We start from the raw sequence: 17,600 nt of genomic DNA, 5'->3' as shown, positions 1-17,600 counted from the left end.
GCAGTAACTTGCGGGGGTGATGGACGTGACGAACCCGGTCCAGGCCCGGGTGGAGTCGCCGGCGCGTGCGTGGCTGCGGCACAGACCGGCCGGCCTGCTCCCCGACGCGCTGCTCGCCCTTGCGATCACCGGCTTCGCCCAGGCCGACCTTGCGTTCCATCTCGACAACTCGACGCCGTACGGCCCGATGCCGGCCGTTGTCGTCGCCACGCTGGTGGCGACCTCGATCCTGGCGTTGCGCCGGGTGACGCCGCTCGCCACTGCCGTGATCCTCGCGGTCGCGATCGCCGGGCCGATGCTGGCGACGCCGCTGACGGTCACACTGTGGGGCCACTTCCTGCCCATCCTGGTCGCCACCTACTCGGTGGCCCGGCACAGCGTGTCGGCGCGGGCCTTCATCGGCGTGGCGGCCGTCGGCGTCGGCTTGGTCGTAGTGTTCCTGCGCAACCCGGAGTCCGGCACCGTCGGCAACATCCCGTTCGTCGCGGTGCCGTTGGCGGTGTGCTTCGTCGCCGGCCGGGTGCTGCGTGCCCGCGCCCGCAGCCACTCCGACGACCGTGCCCGGGCCCGGCGACTGGAGGCCGAGCGCGAGGAGGCGATCCGAGTCGCGCTTGCCGACGAGCGCGCCCGCATCGCGCGCGAGTTGCACGACATCGTGGCCCACTGCGTCAGCGTCATGGTGGTCCAAGCGGGCGCCGCCGAGGACCTGCTCGACCGCGACCCGCAGAAGGCGCGAGCACCGCTGCACTCGATCCAGGAAACCGGGCGGCAGGCCGTCGGCGAACTCGGGCGCATGCTCGGCCTGCTGCGCGGGGAACGGGCCCGGCCCGAGCTCAAGCCGCAGCCGGGCACGGCCGACCTGGCCGAACTGGTCGACCACATGGCCACGATCGGCCTGCCGGTCGAGCTCACCGTGGAGGGTTCGGGCCGCCCCCTCCCACCCGGCCTGGACCTGACCGTCTACCGGATCGTGCAGGAGGCGCTCACCAACGTGCTGAAACACGCCGCGCCGACCACCGCGCACGTCAGGTTGCACTACGACGATCAGTCCGTACGGGTAAGCATCCGCGACACCGGGCGAACAGGCGGGCCGGGCGGAGCCGACACCAACCGCGTCGGGCACGGCCTGATCGGGATGCGCGAACGGGTCGGGCTCTACGGTGGCTCGCTTGAGACGGCGGGCACGCCCGGCGGTGGCTTCACCGTGACGGCGCAGTTGCCGCTGGAGGCGAACCAGCGATGATCAGGGTCCTGCTCGTCGACGACCAAGCCCTCGTACGCGGCGGTTTCCGCTCGATTCTGGAGGGTCAGGACGACATCGAGGTGGTTGGCGAGGCGGTCGACGGCATCGAGGCCATCGACCGGGGGTCCGTGCTGCAGCCCGACGTCATCCTCATGGACATCCGCATGCCCCGCCTGGACGGCATCGAGGCGACGCGCCACCTGCTGAACGGCGGCCCCTGCCGGGCGCGCATCCTCATACTCACGACATTCGACGAGGATGAGTACGTTTACCAGGCGCTGCGGGCCGGGGCGAGCGGCTTCCTGCTCAAGAGCGCACCGCCGCGCGAGCTGGCCGGGGCCGTCCGTACGGTCGCCGCGGGCGATGCACTCCTGGCGCCAGAGATCACCCGGCGAATGATCGAGGATTACGTCCGCCGCCCACGGCCGGGCTCTGACCACCCGGCCGGGCTCGAGACGCTGACCCCGCGCGAACTCGAGGTACTGAGGCTCATCGCCCGAGGCCGCTCCAACGCAGAGATCGCCGCGGAGCTTTACCTCAGCAAGCCAACGGTCAAGACCCACGTCACCCGCATCCTCGCCAAGCTGGGTCTCCGCGACCGGGTCCAGGCCGTAGTCTTCGCCTACGAATGCGGCCTCGTCCACCCCGGCCACTGACCACGGCCGTGCACCAGACCCGCCGCTGCGCCGAAGAGGAGCAATTTCCGAGGTGTCCGTGTCGACCGGCGACGTTCGCGGCGGCGGCCGAGTGGTGGCGGCGTGGCCGGTCGGCGCACGCGGAAGCGGCCCACCTGAAGAGTCATTTCCGCAGGTAGACAACTCGACGGTTAGGCGGTAGCGGGTTCGGACCAGTGACCCCCCGCTTCGGCCCGGGAAGGCAGGACCAGCAACGGCTCCCGCCCTGACCTGGGCCTACGGTCCTCGAAGGTCCACCGCCGTCCGGGCTCGTCCAGACCGATCGTCACCCGGCATCCGTTTCGGGTAAGAGAGCCTGCCCTCCGGCCTGGCGCCACGGCGGTCAATGCCAACGGGCAGCGAGAGATCCTCGGCATGGACGTTACGCGGGAGGACGGCGCCGGCTAACGTAGCCCGTCGGCGTACCGGGTGATCGCCAGAATCGCCATGTCGTCATCGCGCGGGCCGCCGGTCCAGCGCTCGACATCGCGCACCAGGACCTCGACCACCTCCTTCGGCTGCCGGAACGAACCCCGGCCGGCGAGCCGGCCTACCGGGTCGTAGAAAGTGCCGTAACGGTTCCGGGCCTCCGTCACTCCATCGGTGACCAGCAGGAGCGTGCTCCCGATCGGGAACGACCAGCGTTGCGGCTCTGCGCGCGGCACGCCCAGGCCGCTCATGCCCAGAGGAAGACTCGGCTCGCCGGGATCCAGCGAGGACACCGTGTCACCCTCAAGGAGGTACGGCGGGGGGTGGCCGCAGTTCAGCAGCCGCACACTGTCCGCGTCCGGTGTGATCTCGCCGAGCACCGCCGTAACGAACCCCTCCATGCGGATGCTCTCCTCACGCGACGCAGCCTCTTTGACCAGCGCGCGCTCCATACGCTCGGCCAGCAGCACGAGGTCGGCCGCCTGGTCCGCCGCCTCCCGGAATGCGCCCAGCAGTACGGCCACCGTGCCGACCGCGCCCAGGCCCTTGCCTCGCACGTCTGCGATCAGCAGCCTGGTGCCATACGGGGTTTCTTGCACGGCGTAGGCGTCTCCGCCGATCAGCGCCTCGATCTGCGCGGTCTTGTAGAGCGCGGCGACGGCCAGCGGGCCGATACGCGCCGGCGGGGCGGGCAGCACGGCGCGCTGGACGGCCTCGGCGACGGAGCGGACCACTTCCAGTCGGCGGCTGTGGCTGGTGACCACGCGGTTCACCCCGAGACCGACGAGCGCGGTGAACACCGCGCTGATCAACGAGAGCGTGCCTACGCTATGACCGAAGTAACCATCCTTGATCAACAACACCAGCTGGACCAGGACGATGGCCGCTGCGGCCGCGAAGGTGTGCCTGAGCGAGAGCAGTGCCCCTGCCACCACGACCGCGGCGCCCAGCAGGTAGTCGCCCCAGTAGTAGCGCGGGGACAACACGTTGAGGACGGTGCCGATGACGATCATGGCGGCCGGTATGAAGGAGACGTACCGAGGCCAGCTCGTAGTGAGCGGGTTCATCCGCGCCCCGATCCCACGTCCGATCGCGTGAATCCCCTGGGGTTCCCCAGGTCCTGGCTTCGATCCTTTCTAGTGAACGTCGAATCGCCTGTCGAGGCGACACTCCCAGAGCGTTCCTCCGGGTGCTGACGGGGTCCGTCCCCGAGGTACTTGACGTTTGTGCCGATCGGGGGATCGGCGAGTGTATGCGGTGAGCGCTGTGCCGTTTTTGGTATGGAAGACGAGATCGGATTCGGTGGAGGTCTGTGCGTCGGCCGGCGTGGGGGAACTCCACTTCAGCCGCTGCACCAGTCCACGATGGAGACCTGCGCCCTTCTCTCCTGCCTGATCTTCCGGTCCGCCTCGCCCGGATGGCGAAGCGGCGGCGGTCCGGCACTTCCCCCGGCGATCTCATGGCGGATGGGGCACGACAGCGTGCGCGCCGGGCTGATCTACCAGCACCGCCGACGTGGCGTGGGCGCACGATTCGGAAGTGCCGCTGGTCGACTGTCGCGGCCTCCCTCAGTCCCAGGAGCTCGGCGATCGTGATGCCGGCGGCGTCCACCCAGTCCGAGAGGCAGGTCGACGTACTCCTCGAAGAGTTCCGCCACGCGAGGAAGGTCTTCGTCCTCTAACTCGGCTACGTGGAAGCCGCTGCCGCCGAACCACTTCAGGAACGTGACCTCGGCTTGTGGACCACGCGCGCCTCCAGGAGATAGCCGACTTCTCCCATGACCGGGGACGGCAGTCGCTCCGCCTGGCGGAGCAGCTTGAGACATGCCTGGTGGTGCTTGTCCTTGGCGTTGCCGACAGCGAGAAGGAGGCCGTGTCACGCAGCGGCACGTCAGCGGCTCATCTCGGAGCGCAGGATCTCCTCATGGCGTTCGGCAAGGTCCGGTTCAGCCTCGAACGAGGCGAATGACGGAAGGTCACGCTCCGCCGGGGCAGGCTCGTCCAGACGGCCACGGATCAACTCCAGAGCCGGGCGTAGCTCCGACTCTGGCAACTCAGCGACGGGGGGACGCCCGAGTCGCTCGTATGCGGCGGGCGGGCGAACGGGCAACCACGTTCGCCCGGCAACGCTCTTCGTCATGACCGCGTGAGGGGTCGGGTCTCCACTGCGCCGGTGACCGCGAGGTGGCGGCGGCGGCTCGGCAGCATCATGGTCGGGTGGGAGATGCTCCAGGCCGCGCTAGCGCAGATCATCTCCTTGATGCGGGCGGCGGTCCGGCCCGTGAAGACGGTGGACGTGACCTGATCGTCGGGGGTCACGCGCTGGATGATTCCATCGCGGCGTCCGATGCTGATGCACTGCAGGGAGTAGCCGATCGTGGTCTCGGGAACCTTGCGACCAGTCAAGCGCGCGGCGATGACGTCGGCTGCCAGCCACGCCATGGGGTTTGCCGAGGCGCAGGACATCCGCAGCGGCTTGCCACCTGCTCCTTGGGCGAGCGCGGCGTCGCCGACGGCGTACACGTCGGGATGCGAGACCGATCGCATGCTGGCGTCGACGACGATCCGGCCTGTGTCTGACACCTCAAGGGTGGTGGCGGCCGCGATCGGGTGCACGGTGAAACCCGCGGTCCACACGGTCACCTGGGCCCCGATCTTGCTGCCTGCACCGGTGACCACGCCGTTCGCTTCGACGCGCGTGATGTCGGCATGGTCGTGGACGGTGATGCCGAGCCGGTCAAAGGCGCCACGCAAGTGGCGCTGGGCCTTGTCGCTGAGCCAGCCGCCGACGCGGCCGCGGGCGGCGATCGCGATCTCAAGGTCCGGGTGGGCTTCGGCGATCTCGGTGGCCGCCTCGATGCCGGTCAGGCCGCCGCCCACGATCAGCACGGTCCCACCGGGCTCCACCTCGCTCAGGCGCGCCCGCAGTCGGAGAGCGGCCTGCTTGCCGGCCACGTTGTAGGCGTGCTCTGCGACACCAGGGACGCCGTGATCGGCGATGACGCTGCCCAGGGCGTACACGAGGGTGTCATAGGCGAGGGTCTCACCGCCGAGATCGACGGTCTTGCCTTCCACATCGACAGCGGTGACCCGCGCGGTCCGGACCTGTACGCCGGTGCCCGCGTAGAGGTCGCGCAGTGGGCGAGGCTGCAGATCCTGCCCGCTCGCGAGCTGGTGCATGCGTATCCGTTCGACGAACTCTGAGTCGCCGTTGACCAGGGTGATCTCGACGTCGTCGCGGTGCAGCCGCTTGGCGAGGCGACCGGCGGTGTTGGCTCCGGCGTACCCGGCCCCCAGGACGACGATGCGGTGCTTCATGGCTCGCTCCTATCTGGTTGCTTTCACCTCCTGAACCGGACAGGCGCGCGATCCCTGACAGGGACCACGTGTGATGTAGGTCACCAACTCGTCGGGAACGGGCGATGAGGTCCAGCGGCCGCCCACTGGCGCGCGATGCGCTGAAGTTTGTCGGGGTTGACCTGGATGTGGATCGAGGCGAGGCGGTCGGGGGTCGCATCGAGACAGACCACGCCGATGATCTGCTCGCCGACCTCGACCAGCACGGCAGGACCACCGTTGACGACAACGGCGTAGAAGGCGGGATTGCCGCCGACGAGGGCTCGTTTGGAGTCGCTCGGCTGGAACATGCCACGCAGGTACTGGGCGATGCCCATCGCTCCGATGATCGGGGTCCTGCGAGCGACGACCTTACCGCCGCCGTCGGCCACGCTGACCGCGTCGTCGGCAAGCAGCCGAATCAGTGGCTCGGTGTCGCCGCTGAGGGCCGCGGCGAGAAACTCCTCGACGATCTTCCGCGCGGCGACCGCATCGATCTCCGTGCGGGATCGTTCGACTGCCAGATGCTGCCTGGCACGCCGGTAGATCTGCTGGCAGTTCGACTCGGTGATGTCCAGAATCTCCGCGATCTCGCGGTGCGCGTACCCGAACGCCTCGCGCAGCACATACACGACGCGCTCATTGGGGGACAGCCGCTCCATAAGGGTGAGCATCGCCATGGAGACCGACTCACGCTGCTCGAAGGTGTCGGCGGGACCGAGCATCGGATCTCCGTCCAGCACCGGCTCAGGAAGCCACTGCCCCACGTAGGTCTCCCGCCTGGCCCGCGCCGAGGTGAGCTGGTTGAGGCAGAGATTGGTGAGCACCTTCGTCAGCCACGCTTCGGGCGTCTCGATCCGTTCCCGGTCCGCCGCATGCCAGCGCAGGTACGTATCCTGCACCGCGTCCTCCGCATCGCCGGCCGATCCCAGCAGCCGGTAGGCGATCGCCTCCAAGCGGCCCCTGGAGCTCTCGAACAGATCGGCCTCGTGCGTGCGGAGCGACATTGCCCCATGATCGGTCATGCGCGCAGGTCGCGTCCACACCGTGTCCGCCGTGACCATAGCGCCACCTGAGCCGTCGACATCCCGACCCAGATCGGCTTCGCGGTTGCGTCCACGGGAGTGGTGTAAGAGTTTCCGCTGGTAGAGGCGTGGCGTCGTGAAATGAGGACGACCGCCGATCTCGGATCGGAGCGGCGAAGCTGGATGGTCGAGCAGACCGCGGCGGCGGGGCACTCACTGGAGCGGTTGCTGCCGCCACCGGCGGCGAAGCCTCTGCACACCAGGGACTACCGAGGGCAGGAAACTCCCCCGTTCATGCCGCTGACGGCCGAGGCCGCGCTCGAACTCGCAACCGACTACGACCTGGCCGCCGCTGAGGTCCGCACCCTGCTGGTCGAACGTGCCGGCACACGACTGACCGGCTGCCTCGTCCTGCTCGCCCCGCGCCGCTACGAGACCGGCCTGCAGGCGGGAAAACCGCCCAGGTTGAACCTGTGGCTGGAGGACGTCACCGACGTACGCTTCGACTCCGACGAGCGCATGGAAGTCGCCCTGTACCTGGCAGCAGTAGCTTCAGACAGGGGTGGTGGTGCTCACCCTTGGCGTTGCCACAGTGAGAAGGTCGTAGCTCTGCCGGATCAACGGCAGCGCTGTCTCCAGGTCAGTTGGGCTACGACGTTGGCTGAAGAGCGACAAGATTCGGACTCCGGCGTCCCGATCGAGGACATCTCCCGTCTCGTCGGCCATCGGAACACCGTGGTCACCGAGACCGGCTACCGCAAGCAGATCCGCCCCGTGCTCATGCAGGGCGCGGAGAAGATGGACAGCCTCTTCGAGGTATAGTCACTCGGTCCCTCGAAAACAAGATCGGCAACACGCCGTTTAACCAGGTGGGCGGTACTGGGTTCGAACCAGTGACCCCTCGCTTGTAAGTCAACCCAGGAAGGGGCGGGACCAGCACCAGTACTGGCCCTGACCTGGGCAGACAGTCCACCGTTGTCCACCGCCGTCCGGGCACGTCCATCACGATTGTCACTCAGATAGTCACCCAGTGCGGCCATTCCTGGAAGCAGCCGAACGGTTAGAGCCACTGCACACGAACGATGTACACCTCGCGCTGGGGCTCCAATACGAGATAGGTCACAAGCCCACGCTCCCCAAACGGCATGACCCGCATGTTGCCGTCGGGCTTGCTTGGCGACTGCGGTCCACCGGCCCAGGGCTCAAGCTCAATCAGGTCCAGAACCCCGGCCAGATACCGCAAGGCATCGTCTGGCAGGGCCGCGATCTGTTCTTGAGCGACAGGATCGGGTTCGACAATCGAGTACACCTACCGCTCGACCCCGCGCTCAGCAAGCAACTCGCGCCACGTCTTGTCGCCCCGAGGGATCGGTCTGCCGGCGTCAGCCAGTTCTTGGACACGGGTGGCTCGCTCGTAGACGTCTCTGCGGCCCTGCGGATCTTTGACGGAGTCGCACGCGATCAGCCACCAGGTGTGGATGAACTCGCTCAACCGACCGAGGTCCAAACTGGCGCGGACCTCAGCCAGGACGACATCGAGACCTGCGTCGAACCCCTCTCGGTCCTGGGGCACGACCAACGCTCTACGGATGGCACGCAGATTCTTCTCCGGAAGAGGACCTTCGGGGGGGAACTCCTGCGGTTGCGCGCTCATGCCGTCAGTGTACGTACAGGCACTCCATGCGGCCCAGGCGAAGACAGGAGTTGAGGAAGTGATCGCACGCGGACCGACGTGCTCCTCCAGGATGTGACTCCCCGACTACTAAGGGCGGCACAAGCGCCCCACCGCCTGGCGAAGATCGAGATGAAGACCAGCGCGTAGGGGCTGTGTCAGCACCCCATCTCCGAGCGCAGGATCTCTTCATGCCGCTTGGCAAGGTCCGGCTCCGCCTCGAACGACGCAAAGAAGGGGAGGTGACGCTCCGCCGGGGCGGACTCGGTCAGCCGCTCTCGAACCAGCTCCGTAGCGGACGGCAGCTGATTCATCCGGTGCTGCACTCCCTCGCGGATGACACTCACGCTCCCAGTCTGTTCTTACTGAAGGACGCCGACCGTGATTACGGTGTCGAGAGGAAGCCGTGGCGGCGAGGTCAGACGGGTCAGAACCCAAAGCCAATGGCACGTTGGTGGCACGAAGCCCCGTGGCGTGATCGCTACGGGGCTTGTTTTTGCTGGTGGGCGGTACTGGGTTCGAACCAGTGACCCCTCGCTTGTAAGGCGAGTGCTCTACCGCTGAGCTAACCGCCCGGACCGGACTACACCTTACGACACCGACCCGCCTCTCAGCACATCGAGCGCCCAGTCGGCGCCCGCGTCGTTGTCTCCCGCCGCCTGCCAGCCGAGGAGGGCCGCGCCGAGCATGCCCGCCCGGGGGCCCAGGGCGGCCGGGCGTACGGGTGGCGGCTCCTGGAAGGCCAGCCGACCGGCCAGCCGTTCCCCCAGCGGCTCGAACAGGGCCGCACCGGCCTCCGCCAGGCCGCCGCCGATGACGATCAGGGCCGGGTCGAGCACGAGCACGTACGACGCGAGGGCGATGGCCAGGGCCTCGATCGCCTCCCCGAACACCTCGGCGGCCACCGGGTCTCCCGCGACCGCAAGTTCGACGACCTCCTTCGCGGTCGCCGTACGGCCGGAGCGTGCCGTGAAGCGGCGGGCCACGGCCGAGGCGGAGGCGTAGGTCTCCAGGCAGCCGATCTGCCCGCAGGCGCACTTCTCTCCCGCCGGCCAGACGGACGCGTGCCCGATCTCGCCGCCCCAGCCGTGCGCGCCGCCGTACGGCTCACCGCGGAGCACCACCGCTCCCGCGATGCCGGTGCCGATGGGCAGGAAGAGGAAGTCGGCGACGTCGCGACCCGCGCCGAAGACGCTCTCGGCCAGGCCGCCCGTGCGGACGTCGTGGCCGAGTCGCGCCGGAACGCCCGGAGGCGTGAACGCCTCAGCGGGCACGTCCCGCCAGCCGATGTTGGCCGAGTAGACGGCGGTGGACGCGGTGACGATGCCCGGGACGGCCAGGCCTACCCCGGCGGGCTCAACGCCGTACCGAGAGCGGCCGAGGTCGGCGATCTCGCCGACGTAGGCACGCACGGCCTCCACCACCGCGTCCGGACCGTGTTCGCGGCCCGTGGGGCGCCCTGCGAGGACGGTGACCTCGCCGCCGCGGGTGACGAGGCCGCCCTTCATGGAGGTGCCCCCCACATCCAGCGCGACGACGTACGTCACGAGCGGCCCAGGACGCGGTCGAGGGCCGCCTCCACCTCTGCGGCGAGGCCGGGCATCCGAGCGCAAGCCGGCGTGCCGGCCGTGACGAGCGGCTCACCGGCGCGGGCGAGTCGCACCTCGCCGCAGGAGCGGCACTCGATCTCTCCCAGGCGGCAGATCAGCGCGATCGAGCCGCACGAGGCGCATGTGTCGAGATCGAGGTCGTGCACACGCTGGCAGTCCGGGCAGACGAGTACCTGCGCCTCGTGGCGCACCGCGCGCTTCCAGGGGCTGGCGCCGCGGACGGGGTCGGTCTGCCGGGCCCCGCACCTGTAGCAGGGCATCTGGCCTCCAATGGGGCGAGTCGGAGTCGGAGTCGAATATGGTCAGTGCCCGGGGGCGGGCAATCAAACGATCAGATTTCCGCGAGCGCCTTGCGGTACTCGTCGAGATCGCGTGCGGAACCGATCGGGTTGACGACCTTCCAGCGCACGACGCCTTCGCCGTCGATGATGAACGTGCCCCGGAGCGCGAGTCCCCTGTCCTCATCAAGGACACCGTACGCCCGGGCGACCGCACCGTGGGGCCAGAAATCCGACAACAGGGGAAACGAGAAGCCTTCCTGGTCCGCCCAGGCGCGCTGGCTGAACATCGAGTCGACCGACACCGCCAGCACCTGGACGTGCGGAGGCAGAGAGCCGGCGAGCTCGTCGCGGATGGCCGCGAGCTCGCCGTGGCAGACGGGGCTGAAGGACAGGGGATAGAAGACGAGCATGACCGTCTTGCACCGCAGGTCGGAGAGGCGCACGGGAACGCCGTGCTGGTCCTTGAGCGCGAAGTCCGGAGCCCGCTGCCCGACCTCTACCGTCATGAGCAGTCCCTCCCCAGGTGTCCGCCCATCATCCTGCCGTACGGCATCCCCGGGCCGTACGGCAGGGCAATACTCAGCGGCGGGCCTTCGGGGCGACGAGCCTCGTGCCCGACCAGTCCCTGGCGGCGCTCACGCTGCTCGTCTGCGACAGCCCGGCGGTCGCCGCGTCCTCACCGATGTCGCTGGGCTCCACGTGGCCCTCGCGACCCGCCTTGGGGGTCAGCAGCCAGATCTGGCCTCCGTCGGCGAGTGCGGTCATCGCGTCGCTCAGCGCGTCGAAGAGATCGCCGTCGCCGTCACGCCACCAGAGCAGCACCACGTCGACGACGTCCTCGTAGTCCTCGTCCACCAGCTCGTTGCCGGTCAGCTCCTCGATGGACTGGCGCAGCGCCTCGTCGCAGTCCTCGTCCCAGCCGACCTCCTGCACCACCTGACCGGCTTTGAGGCCGAGTCGTTCGGCCAGGCCGCGCTCGTCCTGCGCCTGACCCGCGGTCGCGCTCACGTTTATCCCTCCTGCTTGGGTGACCCCGCCCATGCGGTTGTCCCGGCTCGTTGAGAGCCATGCTTCGGCACAGTCCACACGCTGCGACCCGTCGTCGTCAACGGTCGCCACGGCGGGTGACCCGCACCGTTATCTCTTAATCGGTCAAAAACGACAAACGAACACGCCTGTCGGGGTTGTCAACGTTGAGGTCGATCAGGGCGACCGACTGCCAGGTCCCCAGCGCCAGCCTGCCCCCGAGGACGGGGACGGTCGCGTACGGCGGGATGAAGGCGGGCATGACATGCGACCTTCCGTGCCCACGGGAGCCGTGTGCATGCCGCCACCGGTCGTCCGCCGGCAGCAGGTCGCCCAGGGCGGCCAGCAGATCCTCGTCGCTGCCCGAGCCGAGCTCCAGCAGCGCAACGCCCGCCGTCGCGTGCGGGACGAAGACGTGCAGCAGCCCGTCTCCCCCGCACTCGCGCGCGAAATCGGCGCACTCCTTCGTTATGTCGTGCACGCGCTCGCGCGCGCCGGTCCGCACCTCGATCACCGTCGATTTCACATCCGCGATATTACGATTCGCGCTGAGCTGGGAGGACGACGGCGTCCGGACCAGGGAAGACGAGCGCTTCGTGCCCGTCCTCATACCGCACCAGGAACGGCGGGCCGCCCCCGGGACCGCGGACCTCGACGATCACACCGTGCTTCTCGTGGTCGCCCACTACCGCACCGTGCACCACCAGCCGGTCCCCTACCGCTGCGTGCATCTCGATCCCCCCTCTCACCAGAGCCTGGTACGGCTATCGCCACCTGGAAAGAGGAGAAACCCTCCTCTCCACAGAGGGAGGGACAACTCATACCAAAACGTTACGCTGCCGACATGCCGCCTCCAGTCCCGTCCGCGTGGCCCCGGTAACGGGCCGTAGACATGGAGACAGGCGAGGCAGAAGGTTCCGGAGACAATGACGGACGGCTACGACCGCGGCGGCGCGGCGACTTCGCCCAGCCTCCCGGATAGGGCGCGGTCAGGCCGGGTACGGAGGTTCCGACCAGGCACGATGTGACGCGGGTGACCTTGCGACGCCCCCGGCGGCAACCGGGAATGGATGGTGGGTAAAAATCGTCCTACCATCGGTGGTCTAGGCCAAGACCTGCCCCGCAGCCAGCGCGGACGGTTCGGTTACCGGGAAGTAGAGATGCGCTTTCCGGTGGGACGAGACAGGATGGAAGAAGACCGCAACGCCGCGATCGAGCGCTGACCGCATCGCAGCAGGCAACACAGACGTAACAGATCCGACGAGACAAAGTCCATTCTCGGAAGGCGAGACCCAGTGGCTTCCGGACGCCAGCGTTTTTCGATCATCAGTGACGGCCTACCCAGCCAGTTGCCTGATGTCGATCCGAGCGAGACCAACGAATGGCTCGAATCGCTCGACAACGTCATCAAGACCGAGGGCCGCACCCGTGCCCGCTACCTGATGCTCCGGCTGCTCGAGCGCGCCCGCGAACACCAGGTCGGCGTGCCCGGCCTGCGCAGCACGGACTACATCAACACCATCCCCCCGGAGCGCGAGCCCTGGTTCCCTGGGGACGAATACGTCGAGCGCCGCATCCGGGCCTACATCCGCTGGAACGCGGCGGTGATGGTGACCCGTGCCAACGCGCGGACCAACGTCGGCGGCCACATCGCCACCTACGCGTCCGCGGCCTCGCTGTACGAGGTGGGCTTCAACCACTTCTTCCGCGGCAAGGACCACGGGGAGTCGGGCGACCAGATCTTCATCCAGGGCCACGCGGCCCCCGGCATCTACGCCCGCGCCTTCCTTGAGGGCCGCCTCGACGCGGCCCAGCTCGACGCGTTCCGTCAGGAGCTGTCCCACGGGATCAAGGGCCTGCCCTCCTACCCGCACCCCCGGCTGATGCCGGACTTCTGGGAGTTCCCCACGGTCTCCATGGGCCTCGGCCCGATCGGCGCGATCTACCAGGCGCGGTTCAACCGCTACCTGCTCAGCCGCAAGATCAAGGACACCAGCCGCAGCCACGTCTGGTGCTTCCTCGGCGACGGCGAGATGGACGAGCCCGAGTCGCTCGGCGCGATCGGCGTCGCGGCCCGCGAGGAGCTCGACAACCTCACCTTCGTCATCAACTGCAACCTGCAGCGGCTCGACGGCCCGGTACGCGGCAACGGCAAGATCATCCAGGAGCTGGAGTCGTACTTCCGCGGCGCCGGCTGGAACGTGATCAAGGTCGTCTGGGGCCGTGACTGGGACCCGCTGCTGGCGGCCGACGTCGACGGCGTGCTGGTCAACCAGATGAACACCACGCCCGACGGACAGTTCCAGACCTACTCGGTCGAGTCGGGCGCCTACATCCGGGAGAACTTCTTCGGCGGCGACCCGCGCCTGCGCAAGATGGTCGAGCACATGTCGGACGACGACATCCGCAAGCTGTCGCGCGGCGGCCACGACTACCGCAAGGTGTACGCCGCGTTCAAGGCGGCCCGCGAGCACGTCGGCCAGCCGACCGTCATCCTGGCCCAGACGATCAAGGGCTGGACGCTCGGCAAGGACTTCGAGGCGCGCAACGCCACGCACCAGATGAAGAAGATGAGCAAGGCCGAGCTCAAGGAGTTCCGCGACCGGCTCTACCTGCCCATCCCGGACAAGGACCTCGAGGCCGACCTCCCGCCGTACTTCCACCCCGGCGAGGACAACGACGAGATCGCCTACATGAAGGAGCGCCGGGCGGCGCTCGGCGGCTACCTGCCCAAGCGGGTAGTACGCGCCAAGCCGCTCAAGCTCCCCGGCGACCCCGTCTACTCGGGCCTGCGCAAGGGCTCCGGCAAGCAGAACGTCGCCACCACCATGGCGTTCGTCCGCCTGCTCAAGGACCTCATGCGCGACAAGGAGATCGGCGCCAGGTTCGTGCCGATCATCCCGGACGAGGCCCGCACGTTCGGTGTGGACGCGATGTTCCCGACCGCCAAGATCTACTCGCCCCACGGGCAGACGTACGAGGCGGTCGACCGCGAGCTGCTGCTGTCGTACAAGGAGTCGACCGAGGGTCAGATCCTGCACGAGGGCATCAGCGAGGCCGGCTCGATGGGCTCGGTCATCGCGGCGGGCACGTCGTACGCCACCCACGGCGAGCACATGATCCCGGTTTACATCTTCTACTCGATGTTCGGGTTCCAGCGGACCGCCGACCAGATGTGGCAGCTCGGCGACCAGATGGGCCGGGGCTTCCTGCTCGGCGCCACGGCCGGCCGCACCACGCTGAACGGCGAGGGCCTGCAGCACGAGGACGGCCACACCCCGCTGATCGCCTCGACCAACCCCGCCGCCGTGGCGTACGACCCGGCGTGGGCGTTCGAGATCGCGCACATCGTCAAGGACGGCCTGCGGAGGATGTACGGGGAGCACCCCGAGGACGTCTTCTACTACCTGACCGTCTACAACGAGCCCTATCCGCAGCCGGCCGAGCCGGAGAACGTGGACGTGGACGGCATCCTCAAGGGCCTCTACCTCTACGCCCCGGCGACGGGCGACGGGCCGAAGGCGAACATCCTGGTGTCCGGCGTCGCCGGCCCGTGGGCGCTGGAGGCGCAGCGGATGCTGGCGGAGGACTGGGGCGTGTCGGCCTCGGTCTGGTCGGCCACCTCCTGGAGCGAGCTGCGCAGGGACGCCCTGGCCGTCGAGGAGCACAACCTGCTCAACCCCGACGCCGAGCAGCGCGTGCCGTACGTGACCGCCAGGCTGTCGGGTGTGCCGGGGCCGTTCGTGGGCGTCAGCGACTACATGCGCGCCGTCCCGGACCAGATCGCCCAGTGGGTGCCCGGTGACTGGACCTCGCTCGGCACCGACGGCTTCGGCCTTTCCGACACGCGTTCGGCGCTGCGCCGCCACTTCCACGTGGACGCGGCCTCGATCACGCTGGCGGTGCTGACCCAGCTCGTGCGGCGCGGCGAGGTCAAGGCCGAGACGCTGCAGGAGGCCGTCGCCCGTTATCACCTCAAGAACGGGGTGACCGAGGTGTCGGCTCAGCAGACCCCGGAGACCAACGACACCCAGTCGATGGGCGTCTGATCCGCGGATCGATCGTCCGGCGGCCCCCGTCTCGGCGGGGGCCGCCGTCGTCGCCGGCGCCCTCACCGCACCTGAGCGGTGCGAAAGCGGTCTTGCAGCGCGGTACCGTCCGGTCCCAAGCCACCTCCAAGCAAGAAACAAGACCGTTCCATCACGCTTGCTGCCGTGGATGGAAATCTCAGGAAATACTTCGGCAGACTGACCGGGGGGATGGCCGCGATGGCGGCTCTCGCCCTGCTCGTCGTGGCCGCGCCCGCTTCGGCGGACGCCGGGGACGAGGTCCCCGTCGGCACCCGGCTGGCCGCTCGCACCCACCCCGCCGTGCAGCTCACCAGCATCACGTACTCGGGCGAGGTCGTCGTCCCGAGCAGCCAGGCCAAGCAGGCCGCGTGGGACCAGCTGACCAACGAGGCCACCCAGGCCGTGCTCGCCGGCAAGATCCCCTCCGACGAGCGGAGCATCGCCAAGTTCTTCTTTCAGCGCGTGGCGGCCGACGTCGACCGGTATCTCCAGCCCGTCGGCCCGGAGCGCACCGTCAAGGCGCAGGTCGGCGGCATGTGCACGGGCTGGTGGGTGACCCCCGACGGCTACATGGTCACCGGCGCGCACTGCGTCGAGATGAGCAACGAGGAGCTGTCGCAGACCTTCGCGCAGCAGGCGCTGGAGAAGTTCAACAAGCAGGACGCGAAGGAGATGATCAACGCTCTGCGGAACTTCGAGGCCGACAAGGAGATGATCGAGCTCGTCCAGCAGATCTACGTGACCTTCAACAGCACCCACCTGGAGATCCGCGGTCTGCAGAAGAGCCTGTCGGTCCTGCAGAGCCTGCCCGGCGGCGGTGTCGACAAGACGGCCAAGGAGGTCCCGGCCGAGCTGGTTTCGGTCGGCGAGAGCTACCCGGGCAAGGACTTCGCGCTGCTCAAGGTCAACGGCCAGCAGAACCTGCCGACGGTCCCGCTCGGCGACGACTCGGACGTGACCACCGGCAACACGCTCTACATCAGCGGCTTCCCCGGCCTGGTCACCAACACCCCGTGGTTCAGCATCGAGTCCAAGCTCGACCCCGCGCTCACCGAGGGGCCGTACAACGCCAAGCGCAGCACCCAGGAAGGCGTGCCGTACATCCAGACGCAGGCGCCCTCCTACCACGGCAACTCCGGCGGTCCGGTGTTCAGCCGGGAGGGCAAGGTCGTCGGCATGCTGATCGCCGGCACCGTGAGCGAGAACGGCGAGGCGTCGGAGAACGAGAGCTTCGTGCTCCCGGTCTCGATCATCAAGGAGAAGCTCAACGAGAAGAACGTCAAGCCCTCCGCGTCGCTGACGACAACGAAGTACAACGAGGCGCTCGACGACTTCTTCCAGCGGCACTACAAGGACGCGCTGCCGAAGTTCCGCGAGGTGCAGGCGCTGTTCCCGAGCCACCCGTACGTCGCGAAGTACATCACCGACTCACAGCAGGCGATCTCGTCCGGCAAGGACGAGACCCCGCAGCCGGTGTGGCTGTGGATCGCCATCGGCGCCGGTGTCCTGGTCGTGGTCGGCGGCGGTCTCCTGCTGCTGGTCCTCATGCGCAGGCGCAAGAAGACCCCCTCCTCCCCGCAGGGCCAGTCGCCCTCGCCCGCGTACGGCGGGCCCTACCCCGGCGTGAACGGCGGCGGCGGTTACCCGGCGCAGGTCGGCGGCTATGACCGGCAGCCGGTGAACGGCCAGGTGCTGCCGCAGGGCTGGCAGCCGCAGAGCCTGCCGCCGGCCAACGGCCACCAGCCCGGGCGGACGGCCGGAGGCTACGAGGCCCCGCGCCCGCGCGCCTACGACGCGCAGCGACCCGGCGGGGGCTACGACCCCCAGCGGCCCGACGGTGCCACGCAGTACGTCCGTCCGGCTCCCTCGCCCTACGGGCAGCAGCGGCCGCAGGCCGCGCCGGGCCAGGACCCGGCCGACTCCAACGCGCCGGACGTCGCCGACCTGGAGCGGGAGATCGCCGAACTGCGCCGCCAGTTGCAGCACCGCCCGCCGGAGGCGTGACGAGAAGAGCAGGAGGGTGACGCCCCTCACCCTCCTGCCGCACGAGCGCGTCCACGCCGCATGCGAACGGGCGGCGGCCGACGTACGGCCACCGCCCGGGGAGAGGTCAGCTCTCGGAGGAGAAGGCGGCGTCGAAGGCGGCGTCCGGTGGGGTGATGGCGTTGAGCGAGCGGATGTAGGCGAGGGATTCCGGTGCGCCGTGCAGCCGGTCCATGCCCGCGTCCTCCCACT

At 68.6% G+C, this 17,600-nt stretch carries 18 protein-coding genes, 1 tRNA gene and 1 pseudogene; 6 read left to right on the top strand and 14 right to left on the bottom strand.

The features are described 5' to 3' along the window. Window positions 1-25 precede the first annotated feature (25 nt). Both IL992_RS33705 and IL992_RS33700 read left to right on the top strand, forming a co-directional pair. Window positions 26-1,243, top strand: a complete 1,218-nt coding sequence (locus IL992_RS33705) for a sensor histidine kinase (RefSeq protein ID WP_193207368.1) — start codon at window positions 26-28, stop codon at window positions 1,241-1,243. Continuing rightward, a complete protein-coding gene (locus tag IL992_RS33700) occupies window positions 1,240-1,899 on the top strand; it encodes a response regulator (protein ID WP_193207367.1) in 660 nt (219 codons plus the stop codon). Before IL992_RS33705 ends, IL992_RS33700 begins: the two co-directional genes overlap by 4 nt. 422 nt (window positions 1,900-2,321) lie before the next feature. Here the strand turns inward: IL992_RS33700 and IL992_RS33695 are convergent, their stop codons facing one another. Continuing rightward, the gene (locus IL992_RS33695) at window positions 2,322-3,359 is read right to left on the bottom strand and encodes a PP2C family protein-serine/threonine phosphatase (protein WP_226874240.1); all 1,038 of its coding nucleotides are present in this window, start codon (window positions 3,357-3,359) and stop codon (window positions 2,322-2,324) included. A gap of 724 nt (window positions 3,360-4,083) precedes the next feature. On the opposite strand from IL992_RS33695, the gene IL992_RS33690 reads away from it, so the two are divergent. After that, the gene (locus IL992_RS33690; RefSeq protein WP_193207365.1) at window positions 4,084-4,314 is read left to right on the top strand and encodes a hypothetical protein; all 231 of its coding nucleotides are present in this window, start codon (window positions 4,084-4,086) and stop codon (window positions 4,312-4,314) included. 167 nt (window positions 4,315-4,481) lie between these two features. On the opposite strand, the gene IL992_RS33685 is transcribed toward IL992_RS33690, so the two are convergent. Both IL992_RS33685 and IL992_RS33680 read right to left on the bottom strand, forming a co-directional pair. Continuing rightward, window positions 4,482-5,663, bottom strand: a complete 1,182-nt coding sequence (locus tag IL992_RS33685) for an NAD(P)/FAD-dependent oxidoreductase (RefSeq protein ID WP_193207364.1) — start codon at window positions 5,661-5,663, stop codon at window positions 4,482-4,484. Window positions 5,664-5,743: 80 nt separating this feature from the next. Continuing rightward, on the bottom strand, window positions 5,744-6,745 hold the full coding sequence (locus IL992_RS33680; RefSeq protein ID WP_319018992.1) for an RNA polymerase sigma-70 factor: 1,002 nt from the start codon (window positions 6,743-6,745) through the stop codon (window positions 5,744-5,746). A gap of 102 nt (window positions 6,746-6,847) precedes the next feature. On the opposite strand from IL992_RS33680, the gene IL992_RS33675 reads away from it, so the two are divergent. After that, window positions 6,848-7,528 carry a hypothetical protein gene (locus IL992_RS33675; RefSeq protein WP_193207502.1) on the top strand — a complete coding sequence of 227 codons (681 nt, stop codon included), beginning with the start codon at window positions 6,848-6,850 and terminating at the stop codon, window positions 7,526-7,528. Window positions 7,529-7,766: 238 nt separating this feature from the next. On the opposite strand, the gene IL992_RS33670 is transcribed toward IL992_RS33675, so the two are convergent. The 10 genes from IL992_RS33670 to IL992_RS33625 form a co-directional block, all read right to left on the bottom strand. Beyond that, window positions 7,767-8,015 (bottom strand): hypothetical protein, encoded by a 249-nt coding sequence (locus IL992_RS33670; protein ID WP_193207363.1) that lies wholly within the window; start codon window positions 8,013-8,015, stop codon window positions 7,767-7,769. Continuing rightward, window positions 8,016-8,360: a DUF6247 family protein gene (locus tag IL992_RS33665; RefSeq protein ID WP_193207362.1), complete on the bottom strand. Its 345-nt coding sequence runs from the start codon at window positions 8,358-8,360 to the stop codon at window positions 8,016-8,018. A gap of 176 nt (window positions 8,361-8,536) precedes the next feature. Beyond that, complete coding sequence (locus IL992_RS33660) at window positions 8,537-8,725, bottom strand: hypothetical protein (RefSeq protein WP_193207361.1); 189 nt, start codon at window positions 8,723-8,725, stop codon at window positions 8,537-8,539. Between the two features lie 153 nt (window positions 8,726-8,878). Further along, window positions 8,879-8,953: transfer RNA gene (locus tag IL992_RS33655), tRNA-Val, on the bottom strand. A 15-nt stretch (window positions 8,954-8,968) separates the two neighbouring features. After that, window positions 8,969-9,925, bottom strand: coding sequence for an ROK family protein (locus tag IL992_RS33650; RefSeq protein ID WP_193207360.1), 957 nt, complete (start codon window positions 9,923-9,925; stop codon window positions 8,969-8,971). Continuing rightward, on the bottom strand, window positions 9,922-10,248 hold the full coding sequence (locus tag IL992_RS33645; RefSeq protein WP_193207359.1) for a hypothetical protein: 327 nt from the start codon (window positions 10,246-10,248) through the stop codon (window positions 9,922-9,924). Before IL992_RS33645 ends, IL992_RS33650 begins: the two co-directional genes overlap by 4 nt. A 71-nt stretch (window positions 10,249-10,319) precedes the next feature. Next, window positions 10,320-10,775, bottom strand: coding sequence for a peroxiredoxin (locus IL992_RS33640; RefSeq protein ID WP_193207358.1), 456 nt, complete (start codon window positions 10,773-10,775; stop codon window positions 10,320-10,322). 73 nt (window positions 10,776-10,848) lie between these two features. Next, the gene (locus IL992_RS33635; RefSeq protein WP_030505660.1) at window positions 10,849-11,277 is read right to left on the bottom strand and encodes a DUF3052 domain-containing protein; all 429 of its coding nucleotides are present in this window, start codon (window positions 11,275-11,277) and stop codon (window positions 10,849-10,851) included. Window positions 11,278-11,413: 136 nt separating this feature from the next. Then, window positions 11,414-11,821, bottom strand: a complete 408-nt coding sequence (locus IL992_RS33630) for a YjbQ family protein (RefSeq protein ID WP_079313602.1) — start codon at window positions 11,819-11,821, stop codon at window positions 11,414-11,416. A gap of 10 nt (window positions 11,822-11,831) precedes the next feature. Continuing rightward, window positions 11,832-12,026 (bottom strand): DUF1918 domain-containing protein, encoded by a 195-nt coding sequence (locus IL992_RS33625; protein WP_079313603.1) that lies wholly within the window; start codon window positions 12,024-12,026, stop codon window positions 11,832-11,834. Window positions 12,027-12,590: 564 nt separating this feature from the next. Here IL992_RS33625 and aceE point away from each other — a divergent pair. Both aceE and IL992_RS33615 read left to right on the top strand, forming a co-directional pair. After that, entirely contained in the window at window positions 12,591-15,344 is a 2,754-nt protein-coding gene (gene aceE / locus IL992_RS33620) for a pyruvate dehydrogenase (acetyl-transferring), homodimeric type (protein ID WP_193207357.1), read from the top strand. Between the two features lie 165 nt (window positions 15,345-15,509). Beyond that, window positions 15,510-17,369, top strand: a complete 1,860-nt coding sequence (locus tag IL992_RS33615) for a S1 family peptidase (RefSeq protein WP_319018991.1) — start codon at window positions 15,510-15,512, stop codon at window positions 17,367-17,369. A gap of 106 nt (window positions 17,370-17,475) precedes the next feature. Here the strand turns inward: IL992_RS33615 and IL992_RS33610 are convergent. Beyond that, window positions 17,476-17,600: pseudogene (locus IL992_RS33610) on the bottom strand (sugar phosphate isomerase/epimerase); the annotation flags it as partial.

This window comes from Microbispora sitophila, assembly GCF_014892245.1.
GTDB lineage: Bacteria > Actinomycetota > Actinomycetes > Streptosporangiales > Streptosporangiaceae > Microbispora > Microbispora siamensis.
Note: the sequence above shows the minus strand (reverse complement) of the source record. Positions and strands in the feature narration are given on the sequence as shown.